Origin of the sequence: Rhizobium sp. BT-226, assembly GCF_025847085.2 — a bacterium.
Taxonomy (GTDB): domain Bacteria; phylum Pseudomonadota; class Alphaproteobacteria; order Rhizobiales; family Rhizobiaceae; genus Rhizobium; species Rhizobium sophorae.
Map to the genome: position 1 here is coordinate 190569 of NZ_JAOYTI010000006.1, position 24467 is coordinate 215035.

23 protein-coding genes are annotated in these 24467 nt (G+C 61.6%); 5 read left to right on the forward strand and 18 right to left on the reverse strand.

Annotated elements, in window-relative coordinates; genetic code table 11:
• Positions 1 to 40: 40 nt before the first annotated feature.
• The gene (locus OIU37_RS30085; protein WP_180696291.1) at positions 41 to 1279 is read right to left on the reverse strand and encodes an SGNH family hydrolase; all 1239 of its coding nucleotides are present in this window, start codon (positions 1277 to 1279) and stop codon (positions 41 to 43) included.
• Positions 1280 to 1460: 181 nt separating this feature from the next.
• On the reverse strand, positions 1461 to 2684 hold the full coding sequence (locus OIU37_RS30090; protein WP_264259604.1) for a lytic murein transglycosylase: 1224 nt from the start codon (positions 2682 to 2684) through the stop codon (positions 1461 to 1463).
• 204 nt (positions 2685 to 2888) lie between these two features.
• Here OIU37_RS30090 and galU point away from each other — a divergent pair, with 204 nt between their 5' ends.
• Positions 2889 to 3776, forward strand: a complete 888-nt coding sequence (galU, locus tag OIU37_RS30095) for a UTP--glucose-1-phosphate uridylyltransferase GalU (protein ID WP_003542870.1) — start codon at positions 2889 to 2891, stop codon at positions 3774 to 3776.
• 69 nt (positions 3777 to 3845) lie between these two features.
• Here galU and OIU37_RS30100 read toward each other — a convergent pair whose 3' ends face one another.
• Positions 3846 to 5387 (reverse strand): outer membrane beta-barrel protein, encoded by a 1542-nt coding sequence (locus OIU37_RS30100; protein ID WP_264259607.1) that lies wholly within the window; start codon positions 5385 to 5387, stop codon positions 3846 to 3848.
• A 159-nt stretch (positions 5388 to 5546) separates the two neighbouring features.
• Here OIU37_RS30100 and OIU37_RS30105 point away from each other — a divergent pair, with 159 nt between their 5' ends.
• Entirely contained in the window at positions 5547 to 6542 is a 996-nt protein-coding gene (locus OIU37_RS30105; RefSeq protein ID WP_182209223.1) for an SIS domain-containing protein, read from the forward strand.
• Positions 6543 to 6556: 14 nt separating this feature from the next.
• Here the strand turns inward: OIU37_RS30105 and OIU37_RS30110 are convergent, their stop codons facing one another.
• The 6 genes from OIU37_RS30110 to omp10 all read right to left on the reverse strand — a co-directional run bounded on the left by OIU37_RS30110 (position 6557) and on the right by omp10 (position 12274).
• Positions 6557 to 7012 (reverse strand): NfeD family protein, encoded by a 456-nt coding sequence (locus tag OIU37_RS30110; protein WP_168308555.1) that lies wholly within the window; start codon positions 7010 to 7012, stop codon positions 6557 to 6559.
• A 3-nt stretch (positions 7013 to 7015) separates the two neighbouring features.
• Complete coding sequence (locus OIU37_RS30115; RefSeq protein ID WP_180696295.1) at positions 7016 to 8056, reverse strand: SPFH domain-containing protein; 1041 nt, start codon at positions 8054 to 8056, stop codon at positions 7016 to 7018.
• 180 nt (positions 8057 to 8236) lie between these two features.
• On the reverse strand, positions 8237 to 9271 hold the full coding sequence (gene hemH, locus OIU37_RS30120) for a ferrochelatase (protein ID WP_264259608.1): 1035 nt from the start codon (positions 9269 to 9271) through the stop codon (positions 8237 to 8239).
• Positions 9272 to 9395: 124 nt separating this feature from the next.
• Positions 9396 to 11384: a 5'-nucleotidase C-terminal domain-containing protein gene (locus OIU37_RS30125; protein WP_264259609.1), complete on the reverse strand. Its 1989-nt coding sequence runs from the start codon at positions 11382 to 11384 to the stop codon at positions 9396 to 9398.
• Between the two features lie 173 nt (positions 11385 to 11557).
• Positions 11558 to 11878: a hypothetical protein gene (locus OIU37_RS30130; RefSeq protein WP_264259610.1), complete on the reverse strand. Its 321-nt coding sequence runs from the start codon at positions 11876 to 11878 to the stop codon at positions 11558 to 11560.
• 27 nt (positions 11879 to 11905) lie between these two features.
• Entirely contained in the window at positions 11906 to 12274 is a 369-nt protein-coding gene (omp10, locus tag OIU37_RS30135) for an outer membrane lipoprotein Omp10 (RefSeq protein ID WP_012758937.1), read from the reverse strand.
• A gap of 54 nt (positions 12275 to 12328) precedes the next feature.
• Here omp10 and OIU37_RS30140 point away from each other — a divergent pair, with 54 nt between their 5' ends.
• The gene (locus tag OIU37_RS30140) at positions 12329 to 12571 is read left to right on the forward strand and encodes a hypothetical protein (RefSeq protein ID WP_180696298.1); all 243 of its coding nucleotides are present in this window, start codon (positions 12329 to 12331) and stop codon (positions 12569 to 12571) included.
• On the opposite strand, the gene OIU37_RS30145 is transcribed toward OIU37_RS30140, so the two are convergent.
• The 6 genes from OIU37_RS30145 to OIU37_RS30170 form a co-directional block, all read right to left on the reverse strand.
• A complete protein-coding gene (locus OIU37_RS30145; RefSeq protein ID WP_180696299.1) occupies positions 12568 to 14019 on the reverse strand; it encodes a homospermidine synthase in 1452 nt (483 codons plus the stop codon). The genes OIU37_RS30140 and OIU37_RS30145 overlap by 4 nt on opposite strands.
• Before the next feature lie 197 nt (positions 14020 to 14216).
• Positions 14217 to 14582 (reverse strand): DUF4440 domain-containing protein, encoded by a 366-nt coding sequence (locus OIU37_RS30150; protein WP_171605536.1) that lies wholly within the window; start codon positions 14580 to 14582, stop codon positions 14217 to 14219.
• A 17-nt stretch (positions 14583 to 14599) separates the two neighbouring features.
• The gene (locus OIU37_RS30155) at positions 14600 to 14884 is read right to left on the reverse strand and encodes a YciI family protein (RefSeq protein WP_171605537.1); all 285 of its coding nucleotides are present in this window, start codon (positions 14882 to 14884) and stop codon (positions 14600 to 14602) included.
• Positions 14885 to 14886: 2 nt separating this feature from the next.
• A complete protein-coding gene (locus tag OIU37_RS30160; RefSeq protein WP_264259611.1) occupies positions 14887 to 15516 on the reverse strand; it encodes an aminotransferase class IV family protein in 630 nt (209 codons plus the stop codon).
• Positions 15513 to 16667: an aminodeoxychorismate synthase component I gene (locus OIU37_RS30165; RefSeq protein WP_264259612.1), complete on the reverse strand. Its 1155-nt coding sequence runs from the start codon at positions 16665 to 16667 to the stop codon at positions 15513 to 15515. Before OIU37_RS30165 ends, OIU37_RS30160 begins: the two co-directional genes overlap by 4 nt.
• A gap of 335 nt (positions 16668 to 17002) precedes the next feature.
• Positions 17003 to 18856: a M3 family oligoendopeptidase gene (locus tag OIU37_RS30170; protein ID WP_180696302.1), complete on the reverse strand. Its 1854-nt coding sequence runs from the start codon at positions 18854 to 18856 to the stop codon at positions 17003 to 17005.
• A gap of 325 nt (positions 18857 to 19181) precedes the next feature.
• Between OIU37_RS30170 and OIU37_RS30175 the strand changes: the two genes are divergently transcribed.
• Both OIU37_RS30175 and OIU37_RS30180 read left to right on the forward strand, forming a co-directional pair.
• Positions 19182 to 20723: a sigma-54 dependent transcriptional regulator gene (locus tag OIU37_RS30175; protein ID WP_171605541.1), complete on the forward strand. Its 1542-nt coding sequence runs from the start codon at positions 19182 to 19184 to the stop codon at positions 20721 to 20723.
• A 178-nt stretch (positions 20724 to 20901) separates the two neighbouring features.
• Positions 20902 to 22752, forward strand: a complete 1851-nt coding sequence (locus OIU37_RS30180) for a DUF882 domain-containing protein (protein ID WP_180696304.1) — start codon at positions 20902 to 20904, stop codon at positions 22750 to 22752.
• A 153-nt stretch (positions 22753 to 22905) separates the two neighbouring features.
• Here the strand turns inward: OIU37_RS30180 and OIU37_RS30185 are convergent, their stop codons facing one another.
• From OIU37_RS30185 to OIU37_RS30195, 3 genes are all read right to left on the reverse strand, one after another.
• Positions 22906 to 23169, reverse strand: coding sequence for a DUF2312 domain-containing protein (locus OIU37_RS30185; RefSeq protein ID WP_003542853.1), 264 nt, complete (start codon positions 23167 to 23169; stop codon positions 22906 to 22908).
• Between the two features lie 91 nt (positions 23170 to 23260).
• Entirely contained in the window at positions 23261 to 23566 is a 306-nt protein-coding gene (locus OIU37_RS30190; protein ID WP_003542852.1) for a DUF1244 domain-containing protein, read from the reverse strand.
• Positions 23567 to 23598: 32 nt separating this feature from the next.
• Positions 23599 to 24387, reverse strand: coding sequence for an N-formylglutamate amidohydrolase (locus tag OIU37_RS30195; RefSeq protein ID WP_129419593.1), 789 nt, complete (start codon positions 24385 to 24387; stop codon positions 23599 to 23601).
• Positions 24388 to 24467 lie beyond the last annotated feature (80 nt).

A 24467-nucleotide genomic window follows, 5' to 3' on the forward strand; every position in this document is an offset into this window, starting at 1 on the left:
GCGACCTCCTCGAAGCGGCGAGCCGCCTCGCGCGGCCTTTTCACTTGACCGAGACTTCGGCCGGCGCTTTTGCCACCGGCAGGCGGTAATCATCGACGCGGCCGGGAGGCGCCGGCATCATTTCGCCCTGCTCGACGAGGAGATCGCGCGGCGACCGCGTCAAAGCTATAGGCGGCGGCCTGGCGCCGAGAAGCTCGGCGCCGCCGTCCAGATTGGGATCGGAGAGACTGATCGGTACGGTATGTTCGACCGGATTGGCGGGAAGGCCGAGACCGGGCAGATTGCTTTCGTCGAGGCGGACCAGATCGGGGCTTGCCTGCGTGCCGAGAAGACGCCGCGCCGGTTTTTCCACATAGAAGGCGAGCTTGCGCCGCCCGGCCTGGGTCAGGTTGATGCCATCGGAGGTGCGCAGGCGCACCTGCTGGCCGTTCACATCCGAACCGGTGACGATGAAGTTGCCGTTTTCGTCGACGAAACCATCCCAGATATCGACGAATTCACCGCCGACGCTTTCGACCTGGTTGCGGTAGAGCTGGTTCATCTGGACGGCATCGGCCGTCATCTGGTCGGATTCGAATGCGGGAAGACCGACCCAGAGCAGCGGGATCTTGCGATCGGTGACTTCCTTGCCGAAAGAAAGCACGCGGCGGCGGTATTCGGTGAACCAGCCATCGGTGCGGAATTTTTCCTTGGCGGTGTCGGTCACCATCTGCTGGCGGTCGTTGGCGCCGATCATGACGACGACCATTGCCGGCTTCAGCTCGTCGATCATCTTCTGCAGTTGTTCGGGCCAGTCGTAATAATCGTCGCGGACAAGACCTGATGATACGTTGCCGCGGGCTTCGACGACGACACCCGGCGATGTCTCGAAGGCGGCGGTGAGGCCGTCGCCGAGGCCGCTGGCCAGGAAATCGCCGACGATCAGGATCTTTCGGGCGTCGCCGAGTTTCTGTACGACCGGCTCCTCCTGTACGGGAGCGCGGACCGGCGGTGCCGTGCGGGTATTGACGATGGCTTTCTGCGCCGGCGGGCGTTTGCGTTGCTGGCGTCTCGGCTGCTGAACGTCGGGGGCTTGCGGGCCGTCGTCGAGGTAGCGTCGGCCGAGGAAGAAATCGAGGATCGAACGACGCTGATAGCGCTGCTCCTGGGCTTCGGCGACATGCACCGGCGCAGACACGCCAAGGCATAGCGAAGCCACCGCCAGGGCGAGCACAAGCCAACGGATTTTACGGGTCCGATCTGTTTTCTTCGTCATGGGCAGTTCCGCATCTGCCGGCATCTTGCACGCGGGGTAGGCCAGCGTCCACTCCCGCTATTATCTAGGTCACGGTTCTGCCGCTTCCAATCAGCACTTGCTTTTTGGCGTCTGCTCTAGAGCAATTCCAGCCAAAGTGTGCAGCGGTTTTGCGTTCGGAAAAAAGATAGAGCATTTTCGTGATTCGAAGAAAAACGGAAATGCTCTAGCGACGAAGTGCATTCAGCAGCGGCAGCGAGGGTTCGCCGTCCGGCTGCATGCCGATGCGAGACTGCACGGCTGATATCGCCGCCTTCGAACCCGAGCCGAAATTGCCGTCGACCTCGCCATTGTAATAGCCGAGCGTCTTGAGACGCGTCTGCAGCTCGAATTTCTCGGTGATGTCGAGTGCGCCTTTCGGGCGCGGCCAACGCTGCTGCATGCCGCCGTAGCCGGCGATCTGGTCGGCCAGCAGGCCGACGGCAAGCGCGTAGCTATCCGAGGCATTGTAGTTCTTGATGGTAAAGAAGTTGGCGGTCATAAGGAAGCCCGGGCCACTGGGCCCGGCCGGCATCTTCAAGACGGCTTTGGTAGCACTCTCGCGGAAGGCCTTGCCGTTCGGGCGCGTCAGGCCGAGTGCCGCCCATTGGGCCAATGTATGGGTCTTGCCGGCCTGCTTGGCGGCCGCTGGAGGAACGACGACCTCGTAGCCCCAGGTCTTGCCGGTATCCCAGCCGTTCTTCATCAGGAGATTGGCCGAGGTCGCCAGCGCGTCGGGGATCGAGTTCCAGATATCGCGATGGCCGTTGCCGTCGGCATCGATGGCATAAAGCAGGTAGCTAGTCGGAATGAACTGGGTGTGGCCCATGGCGCCGGCCCAGGAGCCGGTCATCTCGCGTGCCGGCACATCGCCGTTCTGCAGGATCTTCAGCGCGGCGACCAGCTGCTTCTTGGCGAATTTGGCGCGGCTCGGATCGGCATAGGCAAGCGTTGCCAGGGCGCGCGGCACGTAATGCAGCCGGTCGTCCTTGTCGAGGACCGCGCCGTAATTCGATTCCATCGACCAGATGGCCAGCAGAATGGTCTTGTCGACGCCGAAGCGCTGTTCGATCGCAGCGAGCGTCCTTGCGTGCTTGGCGGCCATCTCGCGGCCGATCTTGACCGTATAGGGGTTGACGCGGGAATCGACATAGTCCCAGATCTTCGAGGTGAATTCCGGCTGGTAGGCCGCCTTTTCGAGCACGGTCGGATCGGGCTCGCTTACCCCGGAAAAGGCCTTTTGATAGGTTGCCTTACTGATGCCACTCTGAGCGGCAGTCTGGTAGAAATCCGCGATCCATTTCTGGAAGCGGGAATCAGCTTTCGCGTTGTCGGGGACCAGTGCCACCTGGACGGCGACAACGAGGGCGAGAGCAAGACCACGAAGGGAGTTTTTGTGATTCTGGGTCATCGACAGTCGTATCCGTCATCTTTAGTTTCTGGTGCAATGGGGCATCACGTCCGCCCAGACCCGAGACTACAGGAACGGAGTCAACAAATTCTTTACCATGGCGGCCCGCTGCGGTCACCATTTGCAAAACAGTAGCAATTCTATACTAGTTAAAGCTAAAAAGCTCTATTTCCAAAGCGATATGATCGAAGCAGGAGGCCGGGTGTGGCTCAACACAACAAAGTTCGTAAAGCAGTATTTCCGGTTGCCGGGTTGGGAACGCGATTCCTGCCGGCGACAAAGGCTGTTCCGAAGGAAATGTTGACCGTCGTCGACAAGCCAATCATTCAATATGTCGTCGACGAGGCAATCGAGGCGGGGATCGAACATCTGGTCTTCGTCACCGGACGCAACAAGCACGTCATCGAAGATTATTTCGACATTCATTTCGAGCTGGAGCAGACGCTGCGCGAACGCGCCAAGAAGGCGGAAATTACGCTTCTCGCCCAGCAATTGCCGAAGGCCGGCACGGTGAGCTTCACCCGTCAGCAGGAGCCGCTCGGCCTCGGTCATGCCGTGTGGTGCGCCCGTGAGATCGTCGGCGACGAGCCCTTCGCGCTGCTGCTGCCCGATATGATCATGAAGGGTGACAAGGGCTGCATGAAGGGCATGATCGACCTCTATGCCCAGAGCGGCGGCAATATCATCGCCGTCGAGGAATGCGCGCCGGACCAGGCGCATAAATACGGCATCGTCGGCGTCGGCGAAGCGATCGGCGACGGCTTCCGCATCACCGGCATGGTGGAAAAGCCTGCCAAGGGGACGGCGCCTTCCAACTTCTTCATCAACGGGCGCTATATCCTGCAGCCCGAGATTTTCAAGATCCTCGAAACCCAGGAGCGCGGCGCCGGCAACGAGATCCAGCTCACCGACGGCATGCTGAAGCTGCTGAAGGAACAGGATTTCGCCGGTTACCACTTCCGCGGCGCGACTTACGACTGCGGCGCCAAGGACGGCTTCATCCTGGCAAACGTCGCCTTCGCCCTCGAACGCGCCGATATCCGTCCCTCGGTCGAAGGCGGCTTCAGGGAACTGCTTGCCGGCCTGAAGTAAGGTGTAGATTCAACGTGATAGAGCGCCGCGTGTCCCAACAGATGCGCGGCGCACTATTTTCTGTCATTCTTAGCGTTTCAGCTTGAGGCCGACGCCGGCGCGCCATTGCTGCGAATCGCTGCCTTCCTTGCGCGTCGTCAGCTCGTAGCCGAGCGTGCTGGTCAGATCGAGATAGCGGTTGATGTTCCAGGTCAGGCCGGTCGCGGCGGTATAGACGAGCTCGTCGTTGATGGTGCTGTCCGTGGGATAATCGCGCCATATGACCCCGCCGATCATCGTTCCGACCAGGTTGTCGCGCAGCTGGTGGGTGACCGTCGTCGTCAGCGCGTGCGAGACGTAGCCGCTCTCGCCTGCCGTGGTCGAGGGTTGGATGCTCGTCTGCAGGTCGAGAATGACATCGGTGCCGCGGATCGGCGACCAGAGAAGGCTCGCATCGAGCGTGGCGGTATCGATCGAGGAAAGCCGGCTGTCTTCGAAATCCGCCATCTCGTAGCCGACGCCGACTTCACCCTTCAGTTTTTCGCCGAGATCGACCTCGACGCCTGCCTTGGCGCCATAGGTGTGGCCGGAGCGCTCGTAACCGGCGGAATCGCGGGTTTCATCGTAGACCGAGCGGCCGATCGTCGCCTCGATGAAGGGAATGAGCGCGGGAGACAGCTCGTAGCCGACGCGGCCGCGCAGCGTGCCCGTCGTCTGGTTGCGGTCGCTGAGGGCGACGGTGGTGCCGTTCGCAAGCTTGGCATCCGAATAGATCGAGCGGGTCAGTGCCAGTGCCGTCGTGCCGCGCAGGATGCCGAAATCGCGTTGGACGGAGGCGCCGGCCGAAAATTCCTGCACGTCGGACTGTTGCGCGGCGTCGGCGATGGCGTCGGGATCGTCCGTATCCTCACGGTAGAAATTATAGCCAGCGGTCAGGTGCGCGGTCGTATCGTCGGGAAGATCCAGCCTGAGATCGCCGTTGACTTTAAAGGAAGGCTGCTCCTCGCCCTCGCCGCTGATATTCCTCTGCCAGGCGCCTTCCGAGGTGACGGTCAGCTGGTGCCGGCCCCAGTCGGACGTCAGGGTCGCTGCCGCATCCGTTTCGAGAAAGGCGCGCCGCTGCCTGGTATTGCCGTCCTTGGTGGTCTCCGTATTGATGCTCTGGGTGACGCTCGGGCGGAGCACGAAAGTGCCGATCGGGATTCCTGGCGTTTCTGCCGTCGAGGCGCTCTCGGCAGCCCTGCGGCGCGGCAGCGTCTCATCGATCGGCGCCTCGCGGGTGTTCAGCCGGCGTATGTCCTCGTCGAGGATGGAGCCGGTAATGTCGTCGCCGGCTTGCGCATCCGGTATGGCGGGCTGCTGCTGAGCATCGTCCGCGTTCGCAGTCGCGCCGTTTGCCGCAGGTGTGGCGGTATCGCCGGTCTCGTCATCGAAACCGGCGGCGGATGCGGCATTGTTGGTGGCGCGATTGTCCTGAGAGGCGGTGGAGCGGCTGTTGGCCGGCTGCGGCGAGGCGGACTGCGCGAAGGCCGCCGTCTGGCTGAGAAGCAGGCTACCCAGCACGGCAAAAGAGACGGCACGGCTCATGGCGCGGAGCGGCGTCACACTGCTCGTCTGTTTTGCTTGGCCCATGCAATTCGCGCCTGACATGCTTTCGGTTCTTACCCAAAGGTAAAGCCTTGTGGTTAACCATTCGTTGCCGGCGGCGGGCGCTGTTCACAATTCGGAAAGAGTGCGGGTCGGAAAGAGTGCGGGGTGGACTTGGAAAGTGAAAAGGTCTAACGCAATTTCATGAACAGAAGAGCGATCAACCTCGTTGAGAACAGCGTTCTCGAGTCGGCAAAACGCACGATAGAGACCGAAAGACGCGGTCTTCAAGCACTCGAACAGGCTTTTGACAATGGCTTGGCCGGTCCTTTCTCACGGGCCGTCGAAGTCATCGGCGACATCTCCGGGCGCGTGATCGTCACCGGCGTCGGCAAGAGCGGGCATATCGGCGCCAAGCTCGCGGCGACATTCGCTTCGACGGGAACGCCTGCCTTTTTTGTACATGCGGCGGAGGCCAATCACGGCGATCTCGGGATGATCGCGCGCGACGACGTCGTGCTGGCGATTTCCAAAGGCGGCGAGAGTGCCGAGCTCAAGAGCATCATTTCCTTCACGCGACGCTTCTCCATTCCGCTGATCGCGATTACCTGCAGCGAAGGTTCCTCGCTTGCCGCCGCCGCAGATATTGTCCTCCTGATGCCGAACGAACAGGAGGCCTGCCCCAATGGGCTGGCGCCGACGACCTCGACGCTGATGCAGCTTGCTATCGGCGATGCGCTGGCGGTGGCGCTCTTGGAGGCGCGCGGCTTTACCGCCACGGATTTCCACGTCTTCCATCCGGGCGGCAAGCTGGGCGCGAGCCTGATGCATGTCGCCGATGTCATGCATACCGGCGAGCGGCTGCCGCTCGTTGCCAAGGGTACGCCGATGCCGGAGGCGATCACGGTGCTGTCGCGCAAGCATTTCGGCTGCGTCGGCGTGCTGGACGAGGATGGGCGGCTCTGCGGCATCGTCACCGAAGGCGACATGGCGCGCAACCTGACGCGCAATCTCTCTGAACTTGCCGTGGACGACATCATGACGCGGACGCCGAAGACGGTGAAGCAGACGGTGCTGGCGACCGCGGCCCTGGCGCTGCTGAACCAGCATCATATCGGCGCGCTGATCGTCATCGACGACGACCACCGGCCGGTCGGGCTGGTGCATTTCCACGACCTGCTGCGGATCGGCGTCGCCTGATCAGGCTTGTCTGATCAGATCGGCTCGACCCTCAGGTCGCGGCCGTGACACGAAACCACCTTCACCTGCGTTCCCACGGGAAGGTCGGGTCCCATCACCTGCCATAGCGTATCGTCGAGGCGAATGCGGCCCCGGCCCTCGCGGATCGGCTCGTGCAGCGTTGCCGTGCGGCCGACGAGGCTCTCGCCGCGCTGATTGAGGAAAGGCTCGTCGGTCGTCGCATTGCGCAACGTCAGCCGGCGGCCGGCGAAGGTCGCGGCAACGGCGAGAAGCGCAAAAAGGATCGCCTGCAACTCCCAGACCCAGAAGGCGCTGTCCCAGAAGAGCAGCGACAGCGCGCCGACGATCAGGGCGGCAAGGCCGATCCAGACCAGGAAGAAGCCGGGAACGATCATTTCCGCGGCGAGCAGCACGAGGCCCGCGACCCACCAGCTCCACGGACCGAGTTCGGCGACGATCTTCGCCAGCATGGCTTAACGCTCCTGCTCGGGATTGAAAGGATTGGGGGTCGACGGATTGATCGGCGGCGTCGAGCGCGCCGGAGCAGGACGCGGACGCGGCGGTACCGGCAGCGGCGTTGACGGGCTGTTGCCGGCATCGCCGAAGACCTCGCGGGCAATGGCGCCGATACCACCGAGCGAGCTCAGGATGGAAGAGGCTTCCATTGGCATCATCACGATCTTCGAATTCGGCGCCGAACCGATCGAGGTCAGCGCCTCGGTGTATTTCTGGGCGACGAAATAGTTGATCGCCTGAATGTCGCCGGCGGCAATGGCCTCAGAGACCATCCTCGTCGCCTTGGCTTCGGCCTCGGCAAGGCGTTCGCGGGCTTCGGCGTTGCGGAAGGCGGCTTCGCGCTGGCCTTCGGCCTGCAGGATGGCGGATTGCTTGGCGCCCTCAGCCCTCAGAATCTGTGCGTTTCGCGAGCCTTCGGCTTCCAGCACCTGGGCGCGTTTCTCGCGCTCGGCCTTCATCTGGCGGGCCATCGCATCGACGAGGTCGCGCGGCGGCTGAATGTCCTTGATCTCGACGCGGGTGACCTTGATGCCCCAGGGATGCACGGCCTCGTCGACGACGCGCAGCAGCCGGTCGTTGATCGCATCGCGGTTGGAGAGCAGTTCATCAAGATCCATCGAACCCATGACCGAACGGATGTTGGTCATGGTGAGATTGAGGATGGCGTTTTCGAGGTTGGAGACCTGATAGGCAGCCTGGGCGGCGTTCAGCACCTGATAGAAGGAAACGGCATCGGCCGAAACCGAGGCATTATCCTTGGTGATCACCTCCTGTGTCGGCACGTTCAGCACCTGCTCCATCACGTTCAACTTGGCGCCGACGCGCTCGATGAAGGGGGTGATGAGGTTAAGGCCCGGTTCCAGCGTGCGGGTATAACGCCCGAAGCGCTCGATCGTATAGCGGTAGCCCTGCGGCACGGTCTTGATCCCGGCAAAGAGCACCAGGATGACGAAGATGACCAGCACGATCACGACGATGTCGAAGCCGCCGAACAGCATGAAGAATTCCTCCTATCGGCGCATGCGCCCCATACACTGATGTGGTGGGTTAGCATGTTCTTTGCGAGGAAGAAATGCCACACGGATGCCCCACATCTGTGGGAGATGGAGGTTTCGTCTGGGCTGAGTTATTCGAGTCTTCGCCAGCGGTCCGTGCGGCGATGTTTTCTGAAAAGTTTCTCAGATCCAGCCCTGCAATTCGCGGCGGACGACCTTTTCCAGTACCTTCATGCCGTCCTCGCTGTCGTTGAGGCAGGGAATATGCGCGAACTTCTCGCCGCCGTTTTCGTGGAAGGAGTGGGCGGCCTGTTCGGCGATCTCCTCCAGGGTCTCCAGACAGTCGGAGACGAAGCCGGGATTGATGACTGCAATGCGCTTGACACCGTCCCTGGCGAGCTTCTCCACGGTCTTGTCGGAATAGGGCTGCAGCCATTCCTCCGGCCCGAAGCGGGACTGGAAGGTGACCATGAAGTTTTCCTTGGTGAGCCCGAGCCGCTCGCGCAGCAGCCGCCCGGTCTTCTGGCATTGACAGTAATAGGGATCGCCCTGCTTGAAATAGGACATCGGTATGCCGTGGAAGGAGGCGAGCAGCATCTCGGGTTTCCAGTCGAGGGTCGAAAGATGCCTTTCGATAGACGTGGCGAGCGCCTCGATATAGGTCTCGTCGTCGTGGTAATCGGGAACGGTGCGTAGCGCCGGCTGCCAGCGCATCGTGAGCAGCTTCTGGAAGGCCTTGTCGTTGACGGTGGCGGTCGTCGCCGCCGCATATTGCGGATAGAGCGGAAAGAGCACGATCCGGTCGCAGCCTTCTTCCTTCAGCGCGTCGATGCGCGCGGCAATCGACGGCGTTCCGTAGCGCATCGCCCAGTCGACCTTGACGTTATCAAGATCCTTCAGGCGCTCGGCCATCAGCTCCGACTGGTTGCGGGTATAGGTGCGCAGAAAGCTTTCGTTCCTCTCCTTGTTCCAGATCAGCTCATAGGCCTTGCCAACCTTCTGCGGGCGGGTGTTGAGCACGATGCCGAACAGGATCGGATACCACTTCCAGGGCGACCATTCGATGACGCGGCGATCGGTCAGGAATTCCCTGAGATAGCGGCGCATCGAGGTATAATCGGTGCCGTCAGGCGTGCCGAGATTGACCAGCAGCACACCGACCTTACCAAATTTGACGGCCGGATGATCGGCCGGGCGGAGTGAAATATCTGCTGTCATTCTGGTCCCAACGTTCATTTGTCCCGTCGGCTCATACGCAGCCTGGAGATCGTGGTTCACCCTATAGAAAGAAAAGCCGGCCCGGGAAACCCCGGACCGGCCAGTGGCATCGAGACAAATCGTCTTACTTGGCGGGGACCTCGATCTCCTTGCCGACCGTCAGGTGACGCGGGTTCGGCTTGCCATTGGCATCCGAAAGCTTCCGCCACAGCGTGCCGTCGCCATAGAAGGTCACGGCGAGATCCCAGAAGGTGTCGCCCGCGGCGATGACGTGGGTGGAAGGCGTCGTCGCGGCAGGTGTGGAGGCTGCCGGTGCCGGCGTCGGTTCCGCAGCGGGTGCGGGTGCTGCCGGTGCCGGTGCGGCGGGTGCGGGAGCCGGGGCGGGCTCGGTGGCAGGTGCCGGTGTTGCCGGGGCGGGGGCCGGAGCAGCCGGTGTGGGTTCTGTAGAAGGGGTCGGAGCTGCCGGTGCGGCAGGCGCCGGCTCGGAAGCGGAGGGAGCAGGCGCTGCCTGCGCCAGTTCCGTGACGCGGCCATCCGTGTAGGGCTTGTAAGGCGAATGTGCTGCGACATATTCGGCGGTCACGTCGGCAAGGTCCGGACCATAGTCATAGGCGTTCTTGCCGTCCTTGAAGATCGAGTAACCGTCGCCGCCGGCCCGCATGAAGTTGTTGGTGGCGACCTTGTAGGTCTTGGCCGGGTCGATCGGAGCGAAATTGTCGCCGTCCTTCACCTGAACGTCGCTGACACGGCTATTGACTGGCTTCGACTGGTCGAACGAGAATTTCAGGCCGGCGACCTGCGGGAAGCGGCCGGCGCCCTGGTCGATCTGGCTGACGCCGTTTTCGAGCGCCTTGACGATGTCTGCGCCGGTCAGCTCAAACGTCGCGAGCGTATTCTGGAAAGGCAGGACGGTGATGACCTCGCCCTGGGTGATCTCGCCCCCGTCGATCGAAGCGCGCAGGCCACCGCCGTTCTGGACGGCGATGGTGACGCCCTGGTTCTTGGTGCGATCGAGCATGGCGTCGGCCACCAGATTGCCCATCGAGCATTCCTTGACGCGGCAGACCTTGCGGTCGCCTTCGATCGGGCTTTCGGAAGAGCCGATCACCTTCTTGCGCAGTTCCTCGATCGGCTTTGCCAGTTCGGCGATACGGGCGACGACGGCAGGATCGGGCGTAAAGGTGGAATCGATCAGGATCGGATCGCCCTTGGCATCCTTGACGACGCCGCTATCGTCGAAATTGACGACGAGATCGCCGAGATATTTGCTGTAGGAGGCGGCTTGGACGACCGGCACCTTGTAACCGCCGGGATTGTCGACCATCGTCGGGTACGGGCCTTCGGCCTTCGGGTCGGTGTTCGAGAGCAGGCTGTGGGAATGCCCGCCGACCACGACATCGACATCCGGGATCTTGGCGATCAGGGCGAGATCGCGGGTGTAACCGACGTGGGTCAGCGCGATGATCTTGTTGACGCCCTGGCCCTTCAGATCCTGAACGGCCGCTGTGATAGTCTCAACGTCGTCGGCGATCGTGACGTTCGGGCCGGGGGAGGAAAGCTCTGCCGTATCATTGGTGACGGCGCCGACGATGCCGATCTTTTGGCCGCCGATATCGAGCACCAGCGACGGCTTGATGCGGTCGCCGAGCTTGGAGGCGGCAGTCGCCTTGACGTTCGCGGTCACGACAGGGAACTGCACCTTGTCGAGGAAGGTCGCGAGCCCGTCCTCGCTGTCGTCGAATTCATGGTTGCCGACGGTCATGGCGTCGAACTTCATCAGGTTCAGGAATTCGGCTTCGGCTGCCCCCTTGTAGGTGGTGTAGAAGAGCGAGCCCTGGAAATTGTCGCCGGCGTTGAGGAGGACGATGTTCTTGCCGGATAGCGCCTGACGGCGCTGGTCGATCGCGGTCTTCAGGCGGGCAGCACCACCGAAGCATTCCTTCTTGCCTTCCTCCTCGGCCGAGCAGGTGGAGTCGAACTTGTTGATCGATTCGATGCGCGAATGGAAATCGTTGATATGAAGAATATTGAGTTCGTAATCCGCAAAGGCGGCGCCCGCGCTCAGCGCCAGCATGGACGCGGTCAAAAGACCGAAGCTGAAAGACTTCGTCATCCCTGTTCTCCTGATTGAGGCGAAAGATCCCCCTGATCCTCGCCGACCCTTTCATCGTGCGCCGGGGCGGTTTCCCGGCCTGCGGATGTTCCATCAGACGATGCACGACCGCAAGAGAAAGCTGGGCCAGGCGAGGCGCTTTCCAAGGGGGCAGGCCAAAAAAGCCGGGTTGCCTATCCCAGGCATTCGCCGTCGCCGGTGTTTCGATAGAGTTCGTGCATGGCCTCCGCGATATTCGGAACCGTGGCGAGCGCGATGATCAAGCAGAGAAGGGAAACGAGGCGATGAAAGCGCCGGCCGGCCCGATAGACAAGGAGCGCGCCCGCACCATAGATCAAGACTGCCGGCACGGCGAAGATCAGCACCTGCAGCGGCCCGTCGCAATCGGGAGAGGCGATACCCTGGGCACGATAGACATTGGCCGGCAAAACGACCGCAAGTGCCGCAAGCGGCATCGCGAGCAGCAGGACGAAATAAGAGGCGAAGGCCCGCATGGCGTGCTTAGCCTATCGCCTTATCTTTCAGCCGCGGCGGGAAAGCGTGAACTGTGCGCCGGAATCGGACGTGCAATTGAGCTGGCTCGGGTTGACGAGCGCGCAATTGACCTTGGACTGGGTCTTGCGCACCAGCGAGGTCATGTTGATTTCCACCAGGGTCGGTGAGGTATTGATATAGGTGCCCGAGGCAAGGAGCTGGTTGCTGTCGGTCGTGCGGGTGGTGAAACTACCGCCCTGGAAGGTGGAAACGATGCCGTTCGGATCGCTCCAGTTGCCTTCGACGCCGGTGGCGGCGGGCGCGGTTGCAACCGGCAAGCGGCGCGGCTCCGATGAAACGCAGGCGGCAAGAGCGGCCGCTGCACCGACAAGAACAAGACCAGTTCTGATTTTCATAAGGCTTCTCCCGGCGAATCGGCGCGGCGGACAGCCGCCAAGTTCGGGCAAAACATGGCGCGCGCCCGGCATGAAGGCAAGCCTTGGAAGGGCGGCGGGCGGCATTTAGACAGCCGGCGTTACAAAAATGCCCGCCTTGCGGCGGGCATTGTCGAAGTCGTGCAGGCGATCTTAGAGCGGTGCAGCTTTTCATGGAAACGCAGAACCGCTCTAAGTTTTTATCACGCAATTCCCGGCAAAAGCGCTTCGCGCCTTGCCTGGGAAAACCGCTGCGCACTTTTCCTGGAATTGCTCTAGCGAACCAGAATGTTCCTGAACTGCCAGGGATCCTTGGTGTCGATATCCTCGGGGAAGAGGCCCGGACGGCCGTCGAGCGGGGTCCAGTCGGTGTAGTGGCCTTCGACCGGGCCGAGATAGGGCATCTGCACTTCGAGGCAGCGCTTGTAATCGATCTCGTCGGCCTCGACGATGCCGGCATTCGGGTTTTCCAGCGCCCAGACCATGCCGGCCAGGACGGCTGATGTGACCTGCAGGCCGGTGGCGTTCTGGTAGGGCGCGATGCGGCGGGTTTCTTCCAGCGACAGGCGCGAGCCATACCAATAGGCATTCTTCTCATGGCCGTAGAGCAGGACGCCGAGTTCGTCGATGCCGTCCTCCAGTTCGTCCTCGTCGAGAACGTGATGGACCGGCTGCGGCGTGCCGCCATTGCCGAACATCTCATGCAGCGAGAGAACGGCGTCGTTGGCCGGATGGTAGGCATAGTGACAGGTCGGGCGGAAGGTCACTTCGCCGTCCTTGTCGCGGACCGTGAAAAAGTCGGCGATCGAGATCGACTCGTTGTGGGTGACGAGGAAGCCATATTGCGGGCCGGGCGTCGGGCACCAGGTCCGCACGCGGGTGTTGGCGCCCGGCTGCTCCAGGTAGATCGCCGCCTTGTTGCCCTTCTTGTGCTTCTTGGCATTCTTCGGCATCCACTCTTCGTGCGTGCCCCAGCCGAGTTCGGCGGGCTGCATGCCTTCGGAGATGAAGCCTTCGACGGACCAAGTGTTCCAGAAGACGTTGAGCGGCTTCGGATGCTTGGTGCGCTGGGTGTCGCGCTCGGCAATGTGGATGCCCTTGACGCCGACCTTCTTCATGAGCTTTGCCCAGCCTTCGCGGTCGTGCTGGTCCGGTTCCTCGAATTTGAGGCCGATGTCATTGGCGAGGTTGACGAGCGCCTGCTTGACGAACCAGGAGACCATGCCGGGATTGGCGCCGCAGGTGGAGACGGCAGTGGCGCCACCCGGGTTCTTCGCCTTTTCCTTGCGCATGGTTTCGCGCAGCGCATAGTTGGTGCGGTCGGCATTGCTCATGCTCTTGTCGAAATAGAAGCCGAGCCAGGGCTCGACGACCGTGTCGATATAGGGAACGTCGAGTTTGCGGCAGAGCTTGATGATGTCGAGCGAGGAGGTGTCGACCGAAAGGTTGACGCAGAAGCCCTGACCTTCGCCTTCCGTCAGCAGCGGCTTCAGCAGTTCCTTGTAATTGTCCTTGGTGACATATTCCTTGATGTGGCGAACGCCGTGCTTCTTCAGGATCTCCATGTCGGAGGGCTCTTCACGAGGGTCGATGACGACCATCCGGCTCTTGTCGAATTTGAAATGGCGCTCGATCAGGGGCAGGGTGCCGCGGCCGATGGAGCCAAAGCCGATCATCACGATCGGACCGGTAATTTCGGCATATACCGGATAGTTCTGTTCCGTCATTCTTTTCTCCTGTGGAAGGGGACGAAGGCGTTCAGCCCGAAGAATTATTTTGAAATTGCCGCAGAGAGTACGAGGTGACCGGCTCTAATCATAAAATGGCGTCACAATAAAGAGCGTTGACGGGGAAAGCCCAAATATCGAGCGGCGATAGGGGCCGGCGAAACCGTCCTGGGGATCGGCAGGCCGCATGGATTGGCTTAACCGATGACGGTGCCCTGGTGGAAGAGCATGCGCCAGTGCCCGTCCTCTTCCAGCCGCCAGATGGAACTGCGCAGCGTCCGCCTTTCGCTTCCGTCGGTGTCTGTGTAAATGGCGCGGTAGGTGACGAGCGCGATGTGCTCGGCAAGTCTTTGGGTTTCGAAATGCTCGCCGCGGGACGTTCCCGTCCGTTGCTCGGCCAAGAGACTGGGCACAATGACTTCAAAGGTATAGAGCCGTCCGGAACTGCCGATTTCGCGGAAATCGCGCGAGAGCAGCGCGGTCAGCATGTCCCGCGAGGCGCGAACCGACGGATCGAAGAGTTTTTCTTCGAGCTCTTTCAGATGGGCTGCTAGATCATCCATGATCGGCTCCTGCGAATTCAGCGCTTCAGGATTTCCAGTCCTTCGACCGCCGTCGTCACGGCAAGCTCGGTGATTTCGTATTCGGCGACGCCGTGGATGGTGAAGGGATCGGCGGCGACATAGGCCTCGATTGCGGCGCGATCGCCGATTGCCAGGACAATGCCGCCGGTGCGCGGCACCTTGCGGCCGGAGGCGAGGAACCAGCCCTTGGCGTAGCCCTCCTTCACCCAGGCCATGTGCGGCTCCATGTGCCTGTCGGCTTCGTCGTTGGATTTCACATAGGTGAGGGAGAGAATGAACATGGTCAGCTCCTGACGAGGTTTGCGCGGATCAGACCGCGCAGCGAATTGCCGATATAAAGCGTGCCGGCATCGAGATCGGCAAGCGTGATACGGCCGACGCGGGCCTTGCGGCTGCAGATGAGTTCGGTGCGCAGCACGCCGGCGAGCAGGCCGCAGGAGATGGGAGGGGTGCGCAGAATGCCGGTTCCGTCGTCCAGGAAGATGGAGGTGATGGTGCCCTCGCAGACGTCGCCGTGCTCATTTAAAAGGATGACCTCATCGGCTTCGGCTGCCGTATATTCGCCGCGGGCGCTCTCATAGATAGCGCGGCGCGTAGTCTTGACGCGCAGCAACCTGTCAGAGGAATCGAGGCGGGTCTTGGCGATGCGGACGGTCCAGACCGTATCCTGTCCCAGCGGGACGAAAGCTGCACTCGTCACCTCGATATGGCCTTGCGCGTTGAAAGTCAGGCGGATGCGCCGCGGACCGGCGGCACCTGCAACGGCCGTTTCGAGCTTTGCTTCCGCCTCGATCGGTGGGGGGAAACCAAGGCGGCGGGCGGAGCGGGAAAGCCGGGCGAGATGCAGCCGCAGCCGGATGAAGCCCTCGCCGGGCTGCCAGCGTAGCGTCTCGATCAGCGAAAAATCGATCATCGCGCAATCCATTGGTCGCCGATAGCGAAGCGGGCCTTGAGCAGGCATTCCTCATATTCGGCCTCGGCGGTCGAATCGAAGACGATGCCGCCGCCGACATTGAAGACGGCCCTGCCGCCCTCAAAAAGCGTGATGGTGCGGATGGCGACGGAAAAACGCATGGCACCGGTGGGCGAGATCATGCCGATCGCGCCGCAATACGCGTCGCGCGGGACATCCTCGAGCGCATGGAGGATTTCCATTGCCCGCATCTTCGGCGCGCCGGTGATCGAACCGCAGGGGAAGAGCGCGGAGAAGATGTCGCGGATCGAAAGATCGGGTTGCAGCCTTGCCTGGACATGGCTCACCATCTGATGGACGGTCGGATAGGTCTCGATGTCGAAGAGCTTCGGGACGTCGAGCGTGCCGACCTCGGTGATGCGGGAGATATCGTTGCGCAGGAGATCGACAATCATGCGGTTTTCCGCCTGCGTCTTGATATCGCGGCGCATGGTCTCGATGATTTCGGCATCCTCGGCGGCGGTAGCGCCGCGTTTCGCCGTGCCCTTCATCGGATGGGTCTCGATCCAGCCCTCTTCATCGGTGCGGAAGAAAAGTTCGGGCGACCGCGAAAGGATGATCGGGCCGCCGAGATCGACCAGCGCGCCGTATTTGACCGGCTGGCGTTCGATCAGCGACCAGAAGGCGGCCCGAGGGTCGCCGTTCCAGCGAGCCTCGACCGGCATGGTGAGGTTCGCCTGATAGGCGTCGCCGAGCCGCAGGTGCTGGTGGAGACGGTCGAAGCGCTCTTTATATATAGGGAAATCCCAGGCAGCTTTCGGAGCGGTGAGGAATTCCTCGTTTTCGAGGCGCTGTTTTGGCTGGGCAAGCGGATGCGTATCGGCCTGCGGAGCGTCGAACACGCCGAAACAGATGAGCGGGGTCTCGCGATGTTCCCCGGCGAAGGGAGCAAGTTTTTCCTCGAAGAGGTATCCGGCCTCATAGGCCATGTAGCCGGCAAGCCATTTGCCTGCGGCCTTTGCCTGCTGCATACGGGCAAGGCCCGCAAAGAACTCGGCGCGCGTCCTGGCAACGATGATCTCTGCCGGCTCGGCAAAAAGCATCACCTGTCCTGATGTGTCGTCGCGGAAGAGAATGTAGGGGTCAGACATTGTTCGCGGCATATTGCTTGGTTATCCGACGGTCGCGTCTGCGATGCCGGGCGATGCGAAACTCGTGGTTTTGCTGCGGTAGGCCGAGACCGCAGTGGCACCCACCTCCCTCATTCCTGTGCTCGTCACAGGAATCCAGCCACGGCGCGTCCGCGCCGTGAATGATCTATTTTCGGCAAACAAGGAGTCCCCGGCGCCCAAGGACTTGGGCGCGCTGGATTCCTGTGACGAGCACAGGAATGAGGGAGAGTGGGGTGCCGTCATGGATCCTCATGGACGTTGCAGAATGCGGTTGAGCCTATCGTGGCACTCGCTTTTCTGGTCGTGGCCGAGCCTCAGCCTCTATCCAAAGCCTCCAACTCATCAATCAGCCCTTCGATCATCGACAGGCCCTGGCTCCAGAACGACGGATTGGTGGCGTCGAGGCCGAAAGGCTTCAGCAGGTCCGAGTGATGCTTGGTGCCGCCGGCCCTCAGCAGTTCGAAATACTTCTCCTGGAAGCCCTTCTCGGCCTTCTGGTAGACGGCATAGAGCGAATTCACCAGGCAATCGCCGAAGGCATAGGCGTAGACATAGAAGGGCGAGTGAATGAAGTGGGGGATATAGGCCCAGTAGGTCTCGTAGCCCTCGGAAATGTTGATCGCCGGCCCAAGGCTTTCCGACTGGACGGAGAGCCAGAGTTCGCCGATGTCGTCGGCTGTGAGTTCGCCAGCCTTGCGGGCGGTGTGCAGCTTGCGCTCGAATTCGTAGAAGGCGATCTGGCGCACGACCGTGTTGATCATGTCCTCGACCTTCTGGGCAAGCATCGCCTTGCGCTCGCGCGTATCGGTGGTCTTTTCCAGAAGGGCGCGGAAGGTCAGCATTTCGCCGAAGACGGAAGCGGTTTCGGCAAGTGTCAGCGGCGTCTGGCACATCAGTGCCCCCTGCGCACCGGCGAGAACCTGGTGCACGCCGTGCCCGAGTTCATGGGCGAGCGTCATCACATCGCGCGGCTTGCCCATGTAATTGACGAGCACGTAGGGATGGGCCGAGGGAACCGTCGGATGGGCGAAGGCGCCGGGCGCCTTGCCGGCACGGACCGGCGCATCGATCCACTGTTCGTCGAAGAACCGCCTGGCGATATCAGCCATTTCGGGGGAAAAATTGCCATAGGCCGAAAGCACCGTGTCCTTCGCCTCCGGCCAGGAGATGGTGGCGCTGGAGGTTTCCGGAAGGGGCGCATTGCGGTCCCAGAAATTCATCTGCTCCATGCCGAGCCATTTCGCCTTCATCTTGTAATAGCGATGCGAAAGGCGGGGATAGGCTTCGCGGACGGCTGCGGCCAGCGCATCGACGACCTCGCGCTCGACGCGATTTGCCAGGTGTCGGCTGTCGGCGATGTCCTCGAAGCCGCGCCAGCGGTCGGCGATCTCCTTGTCCTTGGCAAGTGTATTGGTGATCAGCGTGAAGGTGCGGATATTCGTCTTGAAGGTTTCGGCAAGCGCCATGGCTGCCTTGCGGCGCACTTCCGGATCCTTTTCCTGCAGCTTGTTCAGCGCCACTTCGAGCGGCACTTTTTCGCCATCGATATCGTAGCGAAGTTCCGCCATGGTTTCGTCGAAGAGGCGGTTGAAGGCTGCGGCCGATGTCATCGATTTCTCGAGGAAGAGCTGTTCCAGTCTGTCGTCGAGCTGGTAGGGCTTGTCCTTCCTGAGGTCGAGCAGCCATGGGCGATAATGTCCGGCGGCGGGATCATTCGCCATGCAGGCGTCGATCACCGCGTCGTCGATGCGGTTCAGTTCCAGCGCGAAGAATAGGAGATGGCCGGAGAATTCGGTGATCTTGGCCTGTACGTCGCCGTAGAGCTTGCCGTTTGCCGGGTTGATGGTGTCGGAGAAATAGGTGAGGCCGGCGAAGGAGCCGAGACGGCCGATGATGTCATCCAGCGCCTCATATTCCTTCAGCGCCGCGCCGATGCCCTCAGCGCCGGTCTTCGTCGCCGCCTCAGTGAGCGTGCCCTTCCACTTTTCTTCAAAGGCGATCGCGGCCTTGCCGGCCTTTTCCATGTCGGCGACGAAGGCGGTGGAGGTGGCGGAGGGATAAAGATCCTGCAGCTTCCAGACCGGCAGATCGCCGAGCGCCGCATCGGCGGCCCCAGCTGGCGCTGCCGCCGATAGAAGAAGGCCGGCGTGCGGGAGCTTGTTTTTCATGAGCGCAATTCCTCTCCACTTTTATAACAGGTCTGCCGTAACAGGTCAGCTTGTCTACCGCATCGGCCCGAAAATCGGAATCGATTTTCGGAAAGCACGATGCGTCGATTGAAAGTGTTACAGCGTCCTTTGCGCGTCTGAAAAGACGCGCGGCGCTGTAAGCGTGCTAACGCCCCGCATCAAGGGGTTTTCGGCGCATGAAAGGCCTCGCTTCGGCACGAAAACGACCCGTTGCAATCGTTAAAATGCAATTGTTTCTCAAAACTGGATGTTCAAGCCTTGCTGTCAGAGTGCGCTTCATGGTTTCGCATGAAGTGAGGCGACAATGACCGGTTACAATGAGCTCAAGGGAGCAGGGCAAATCCTCGTGGTCGAGGACGACCCCGTGCAGCGCCGCCTGCTCAAGAACGCAATCGAGCGTCACGGCCATGTCGTGCACCAGGCGGAAAATGGCCGCATCGGCCTGGAAATGGTCAAACGCGACAGCGGCCTTTTCAACGTCATCGTGCTCGACTTGATGATGCCGGAGATGACCGGCCTCGAATTCCTCGATGCGCTTCATGAATTCGGCACACAGATCCCCGTCATCGTGCAGACGGGGCAGGGCGGCATCGAGACGGTGGTGCAGGCGATGCGCGCCGGCGCCTTCGATTTCGTCGTCAAGCCGGTCTCGCCCGAACGCATCGCCACTTCGATCTCGAACGCGATGAAGCTCGACCAGCGCGAGGTGAAGGCGCGGGCCGGACGCCGGTCGCGCTCAGGCTCGGTCGGCTTCGACGACATCGTCTCGGCAAGCCCGGCGATGCTCCGCGTCATCGATCTCGCCCAGCGGGCGGCTCAGTCCAACATTCCCGTCGTGCTCGAAGGCGAATCCGGCGTCGGCAAGGAACTGGTGGCGCGCGCCATCCAGTCCGGCGGCGACCGCTCGAACAAGCCCTTCGTCACGGTCAATTGCGGGGCGATCCCGCATAATCTGGTCGAGAGCATTCTCTTCGGTCACGAGAAGGGTGCGTTTACCGGCGCGACCGAGCGTCATATCGGCAAATTCATGGAAGCCGACGGCGGCACAATCTTCCTCGACGAGATTGGCGATCTGCCGCTCGACGTGCAGGTGAAGCTCCTGCGTGCCGTGCAGCAGGGCGAGATCGAGACAGTCGGTGCGCGCACCGCGCACAAGGTCAATGTCCGGCTGATCTCTGCGACCAACAAGGATCTGATCGAGGAGGTCAAGAACGGCCATTTCCGCGAGGATCTCTACTATCGCCTCAACGTCTTCCCGATCACCATTCCGGCGCTACGCAAACGCAAGGAAGACATTCCGCATCTGGTGCGCGTCTTTGCCGACCGCTTCTCCAGCGAGCAGAAGAACGGCCGCCGCATGACGGTGAATGCCGGCACGCTGGCTTTGCTGACCGCCTATGACTGGCCGGGCAATATCCGCCAGCTCGAAAACGCGATCTTCCGTGCGGTCGTCCTGGCCGAAGGACCGGAGCTGACCGAGGCGGATTTCCCGCAGATCGCCGCCCAGCTTCCCGAATATGAAGTGATAGATCACCTGGCGCTCGTTGCCGACAACACCGGCCTCGATCCCGACGATGGCTATGGCGAGGACTTCAGGGCGTCGATGGGTGAGGTGCACCACCGCCTGTCCGAGACCTCGGAAAATGCGATCGCCAGCGTCAATCCTGCCGGAGACGTGCGCAAGCTTGCCGATGTCGAGGAGGAACTCATCCGATTCGCGCTCAAATTCTATCGCGGGCAGATGAGTCAAGTAGCACGCAAGCTCGGCATCGGCCGATCCACACTTTATCGCAAGCTCAAGGACTACGGCATAGACCCTGACAATCCCCAGAAAGATGCGGCTTAAGCGCTTTTCATTAAGATTAAGGCAACCGCGTTTTGTTACTAGTCATAAACCACTTGTTAGTGGCGCGTTCACTATGTAAAGAAAAGGTTGATCATGTGTGGCATTTTTGCCATCGTGTGACCGCATTTGACAGTCATCTGAGACAGTACGGGACATTGTCTGTCTGACGGGGATCGAGTTGCCGAATCTGAATGGGAATTCCAAGCCTTCGCGCTTGAGCTGGCGTTTGTTGTGCGCCGACATTTGCGGAAAGGCAATGAGGACGGTAGCGGCCGCCCTTATTGCGCTCGCGGTTTCCTCACCGGTATTCGTTGGTACGCCTTCGCAGGCAGCGGGCGACACCCGCAGCCTCAAGCTCTATTTCATTCATACCGGCGAAAAAGCCGTCATCACCTACAAGCGTAACGGCAAGTTCGACCCCAAGGGTCTGGAGCAGCTGAACCGCTTTCTGCGCGACTGGCGCAAGAACCAGCCGACGAAGATGGACCCGCGCCTGTTCGACCTGATCTGGGAAGTCTATCGCCAGAGCGGTTCGAGGGATTACATCAACGTCGTCTGCGGTTTCCGTTCGCCGGGAACCAACGAGATGCTGCGCGGCCGCTCGCGCAAGTCCGGTGTCGCCGAAAAGAGCCAGCATATGCTCGGCAAGGCGATGGACTTCTTCATTCCCGACGTCAAGCTGGCGACTTTGCGCGCCATCGGCATGAAAATGCAGGTCGGCGGCGTCGGCTTCTATCCGAAATCGGGCTCTCCCTTCGTGCATATGGATGTCGGCGGCGTTCGCGCCTGGCCGCGCATGAGCCGCGACGAACTGGTTCGGCTCTTCCCGAACGGCAATACCATCCATATTCCGGCCGACGGTAAGCCGCTGCCGGGCTACCAGCAGGCAATGGCCGAGTATAAGCGCCGCGGCAGCGGCCCGCAGATCCAGATCGCCAGCGCTTCCGAATCGGCGGCGCCGAAGCATAAGACGCTGTTTGCCGCGCTCTTTGGCGGCGGAGCGGACGAGCAGGAAGACGAGTCGGACGATTCCACGCCTGTTGCCGTCGCCAAGGCGACGCCGCCGAAGGCCGAGCCCGCTCCTGCCGAGCCGCAGCAGACCGAAGTCGCCGACCTGAACGCGCCGGTACCGCAGGTTCGCCCGGCATTCAGCAACCAGCCGACGGGCAGCGAAGTGGCGAGCGCGCTCGTCGCGCCGCCTTCGGGTAATGCCGCACAGCAGGCTCTTGCGGCGGCCCTTCCGGCCGATCAGGCCCAGCCGAAGCAGTTCGCCGATCTCAGCGCCTACAGCATTCCGGTTCCCTCGCTTCTCGGCCAGCGCCGGGCGCCTGGCGACGCCGAGGTGGCATTGGCCGATCCCATGCTGACGGGCGCGAATGCGCTGCCGGTTCCGACGCCGATCGAACGCCCTGCCGTTGCCGAGAACCTTCTTGCCGCGGCCGATGCCGATCCGGAAGCAGAGGCCGACGAAGCCGATCAGGACGCGCTGTCTCCTGCCCTTGCCGATGCGCTCGACCAGCAGCGGAACGAGGATGCGGAAAGCCAGATCGCGTCGAAGGCGCCGCCGCAAACGGTTGAGCAGGCGATCAACGCCGCGATGACGCAAAAGGCGCCTGCCGCAAAGCCGCCGCTCGAACTCGCCGCCTTGGCGCCGATGACCAAATCTGCAAGCTTTGGCGACGGCTTCGACGAACCGGCTGTCGAAAGCGCCGTGGCGCAGGGGCTTCCTGCCAAGGGTGGTCGCCCGACGCATAAGGAAGCCGCGGCAGCGGATGCCAGCCGCACGACGGTGCGCACCGAGCCGAAGCTAACGGAAAAGATGATCTCGCAGTGGGCGCTCACCAATGCCCGCCTGGAAATGGCTTCCAAGCAGGTCAAGGCGCCGCGGTTCGTCAGCCAGACGATGCGCGCCCAGCCGACCGCCGTCTATGCCGAGGGCTTCAACGTCAAGACCGCTTCGGTCGACCCGGCCCGCTTCAGCGGCACGGCTGTGAACTTCATGGAAGTGCGCAAGTTCAACACGAACTGAGCCTGCCGATTACGGAATGTCGAAACCGCCGGAGCGATCCGGCGGTTTTTCTTTTTGCTGTTTCGATGGAGCGAGATGGCCGTTCCGCCTTGCGCGCAAAAGAAAAGCCGCCGGAAGGCCCGACGGCTTATCGAGATAGGCGATGTCGGCGGATCAGCCTTCCGGCGGCGACTCGATCATGCCGAGCGCGAGCAGGTAGGTGTCGAGGATTGCTTCCTCTTCCATGCGCTCCTGCTCGTCCTTCTTGCGCAGCGCCACGACTTTCTTCAGGATCTTGGTATCGAAGCCCATTCCCTTGGCCTCGCCATAGACGTCCTTGATGTCGTCGGCGATGGTCTTCTTTTCTTCTTCCAGCCGTTCAATGCGCTCGATGAAAGCGCGAAGCTGATCGCGGGCGACGCCATGAGCATCAGACATCGTGTTCTCCTGATTTTTCGGTGATCAATTTTGGATGCCAGTGACTGCCGCGAAGCGGCGTCACGGTCAAGCCTGTTCGCGGCCGCCCGAGCTATTTGTGTGGGTTGTTCAGTTCAAAAGCAGCCTTTTGCACAGGCGAGGCCTCGTTCTGGTGAAGATTCTTCCAGTCCTCATAGGACATGCCATAGACCATTTCGCGCGATTCGTCCCTGGTAACCGGGACACCTTCGGCCTCGGCGGCTTCGCGATACCAGTTCGACAGGCAGTTGCGGCAGAAGCCGGCCAGATTCATCAGATCAATGTTCTGAACGTCGCTGCGTTCGCGAAGATGTGCGACGAGGCGGCGGAAGGCGGCAGCTTCGAATTCGGTCTGTTGTTCCTTGCTGAGCGCGGTCATCTCGCTTCCTTTCGTTAAAATCGGGCCTTCGTTCAATAGGGGCCGGTGCGCGACAAATGAACGTCGTATCCGTGCAAGGCGGGATCGGCATTCATCGCCGCAAAGATCGGCGCCAGGCGTTCGGCCCATGCCGATATGCCGGTCTCGTCTGCGATCAGGTCCTGCCGCACTTCGAGCAGCGCATGCGGGATGCCTGTGATCATGCAATGGCGGTACATGGTATCGCCCTTCAGTGCGCCGTCATAGGGTTCGTTGTCGCCGACGGCGAGATCGGGGTCGGCGCGCAGCATGTCGAGCAGCGGGCCGACGGCGCGATGGTCGCTATCCCAAAGCACAGCGGCGTGCCAGGGACGGGGAATGCCTTTCCAGGCCGGCGTGAAGGAGTGCAGCGACAGCACCAGCGGCGCCCTGCCAGTGGCATTCGCCACGCTGTCGATCGTTGCGGCGACAGCGTCGTGATAGGGGCGATGGAAGGTTTCGATGCGGTAGTCCCATTCCTGCGGTGTGATCGGATGATTGCCTGATATGACGGCGCCGTCGGAGATCTTCATGATCAGCGTCGGATCGTCTTCGCCGCGATTCGGATCGATCAGCAGACGCGAAAAGCCGCCGAGCACGGCAGGAACGCCGAGCTTCGCCGAAAGCTGCCGCGTCAGGCCCTCGATGCCGATGTCATAGGCGATGTGGCGGGCGAAGGCCGCGTCGGGCAGTCCGAGCCGGCCATATCGCGCGGGAAGGCGGTTCATCGCGTGATCTGCGAGGATCACCATGCCTTTGTCATGTTTGCCGGATAGGATTTCGAAGGATTGGAAGTCGTCCATCAGGAATTGCCGTTCGTCATTGCGCCGTCGGGCGCAGTGATCGCATGCACCTGCGGCGGGTTCAAGCGTGGCAGGCGGGG

Coding starts and splice junctions, on each gene's coding strand:
- OIU37_RS30085 (WP_180696291.1), bottom strand. CDS start 1,279: ATGCCGGCAGATGCGGAACTGCCCATGACGAAGAAAACAGATCGGACC.
- OIU37_RS30090 (WP_264259604.1), bottom strand. CDS start 2,684: ATGACCCAGAATCACAAAAACTCCCTTCGTGGTCTTGCTCTCGCCCTC.
- OIU37_RS30100 (WP_264259607.1), bottom strand. CDS start 5,387: ATGGGCCAAGCAAAACAGACGAGCAGTGTGACGCCGCTCCGCGCCATG.
- OIU37_RS30105 (WP_182209223.1), top strand. CDS start 5,547: ATGAACAGAAGAGCGATCAACCTCGTTGAGAACAGCGTTCTCGAGTCG.
- OIU37_RS30110 (WP_168308555.1), bottom strand. CDS start 7,012: ATGCTGGCGAAGATCGTCGCCGAACTCGGTCCGTGGAGCTGGTGGGTC.
- OIU37_RS30115 (WP_180696295.1), bottom strand. CDS start 8,056: ATGCTGTTCGGCGGCTTCGACATCGTCGTGATCGTGCTGGTCATCTTC.
- hemH (WP_264259608.1), bottom strand. CDS start 9,271: ATGACAGCAGATATTTCACTCCGCCCGGCCGATCATCCGGCCGTCAAA.
- OIU37_RS30125 (WP_264259609.1), bottom strand. CDS start 11,384: ATGACGAAGTCTTTCAGCTTCGGTCTTTTGACCGCGTCCATGCTGGCG.
- OIU37_RS30130 (WP_264259610.1), bottom strand. CDS start 11,878: ATGCGGGCCTTCGCCTCTTATTTCGTCCTGCTGCTCGCGATGCCGCTT.
- omp10 (WP_012758937.1), bottom strand. CDS start 12,274: ATGAAAATCAGAACTGGTCTTGTTCTTGTCGGTGCAGCGGCCGCTCTT.
- OIU37_RS30140 (WP_180696298.1), top strand. CDS start 12,329: ATGGCGCGCGCCCGGCATGAAGGCAAGCCTTGGAAGGGCGGCGGGCGG.
- OIU37_RS30145 (WP_180696299.1), bottom strand. CDS start 14,019: ATGACGGAACAGAACTATCCGGTATATGCCGAAATTACCGGTCCGATC.
- OIU37_RS30150 (WP_171605536.1), bottom strand. CDS start 14,582: ATGGATGATCTAGCAGCCCATCTGAAAGAGCTCGAAGAAAAACTCTTC.
- OIU37_RS30155 (WP_171605537.1), bottom strand. CDS start 14,884: ATGTTCATTCTCTCCCTCACCTATGTGAAATCCAACGACGAAGCCGAC.
- OIU37_RS30160 (WP_264259611.1), bottom strand. CDS start 15,516: ATGATCGATTTTTCGCTGATCGAGACGCTACGCTGGCAGCCCGGCGAG.
- OIU37_RS30165 (WP_264259612.1), bottom strand. CDS start 16,667: ATGTCTGACCCCTACATTCTCTTCCGCGACGACACATCAGGACAGGTG.
- OIU37_RS30170 (WP_180696302.1), bottom strand. CDS start 18,856: ATGAAAAACAAGCTCCCGCACGCCGGCCTTCTTCTATCGGCGGCAGCG.
- OIU37_RS30175 (WP_171605541.1), top strand. CDS start 19,182: ATGACCGGTTACAATGAGCTCAAGGGAGCAGGGCAAATCCTCGTGGTC.
- OIU37_RS30185 (WP_003542853.1), bottom strand. CDS start 23,169: ATGTCTGATGCTCATGGCGTCGCCCGCGATCAGCTTCGCGCTTTCATC.
- OIU37_RS30190 (WP_003542852.1), bottom strand. CDS start 23,566: ATGACCGCGCTCAGCAAGGAACAACAGACCGAATTCGAAGCTGCCGCC.
- OIU37_RS30195 (WP_129419593.1), bottom strand. CDS start 24,387: ATGGACGACTTCCAATCCTTCGAAATCCTATCCGGCAAACATGACAAA.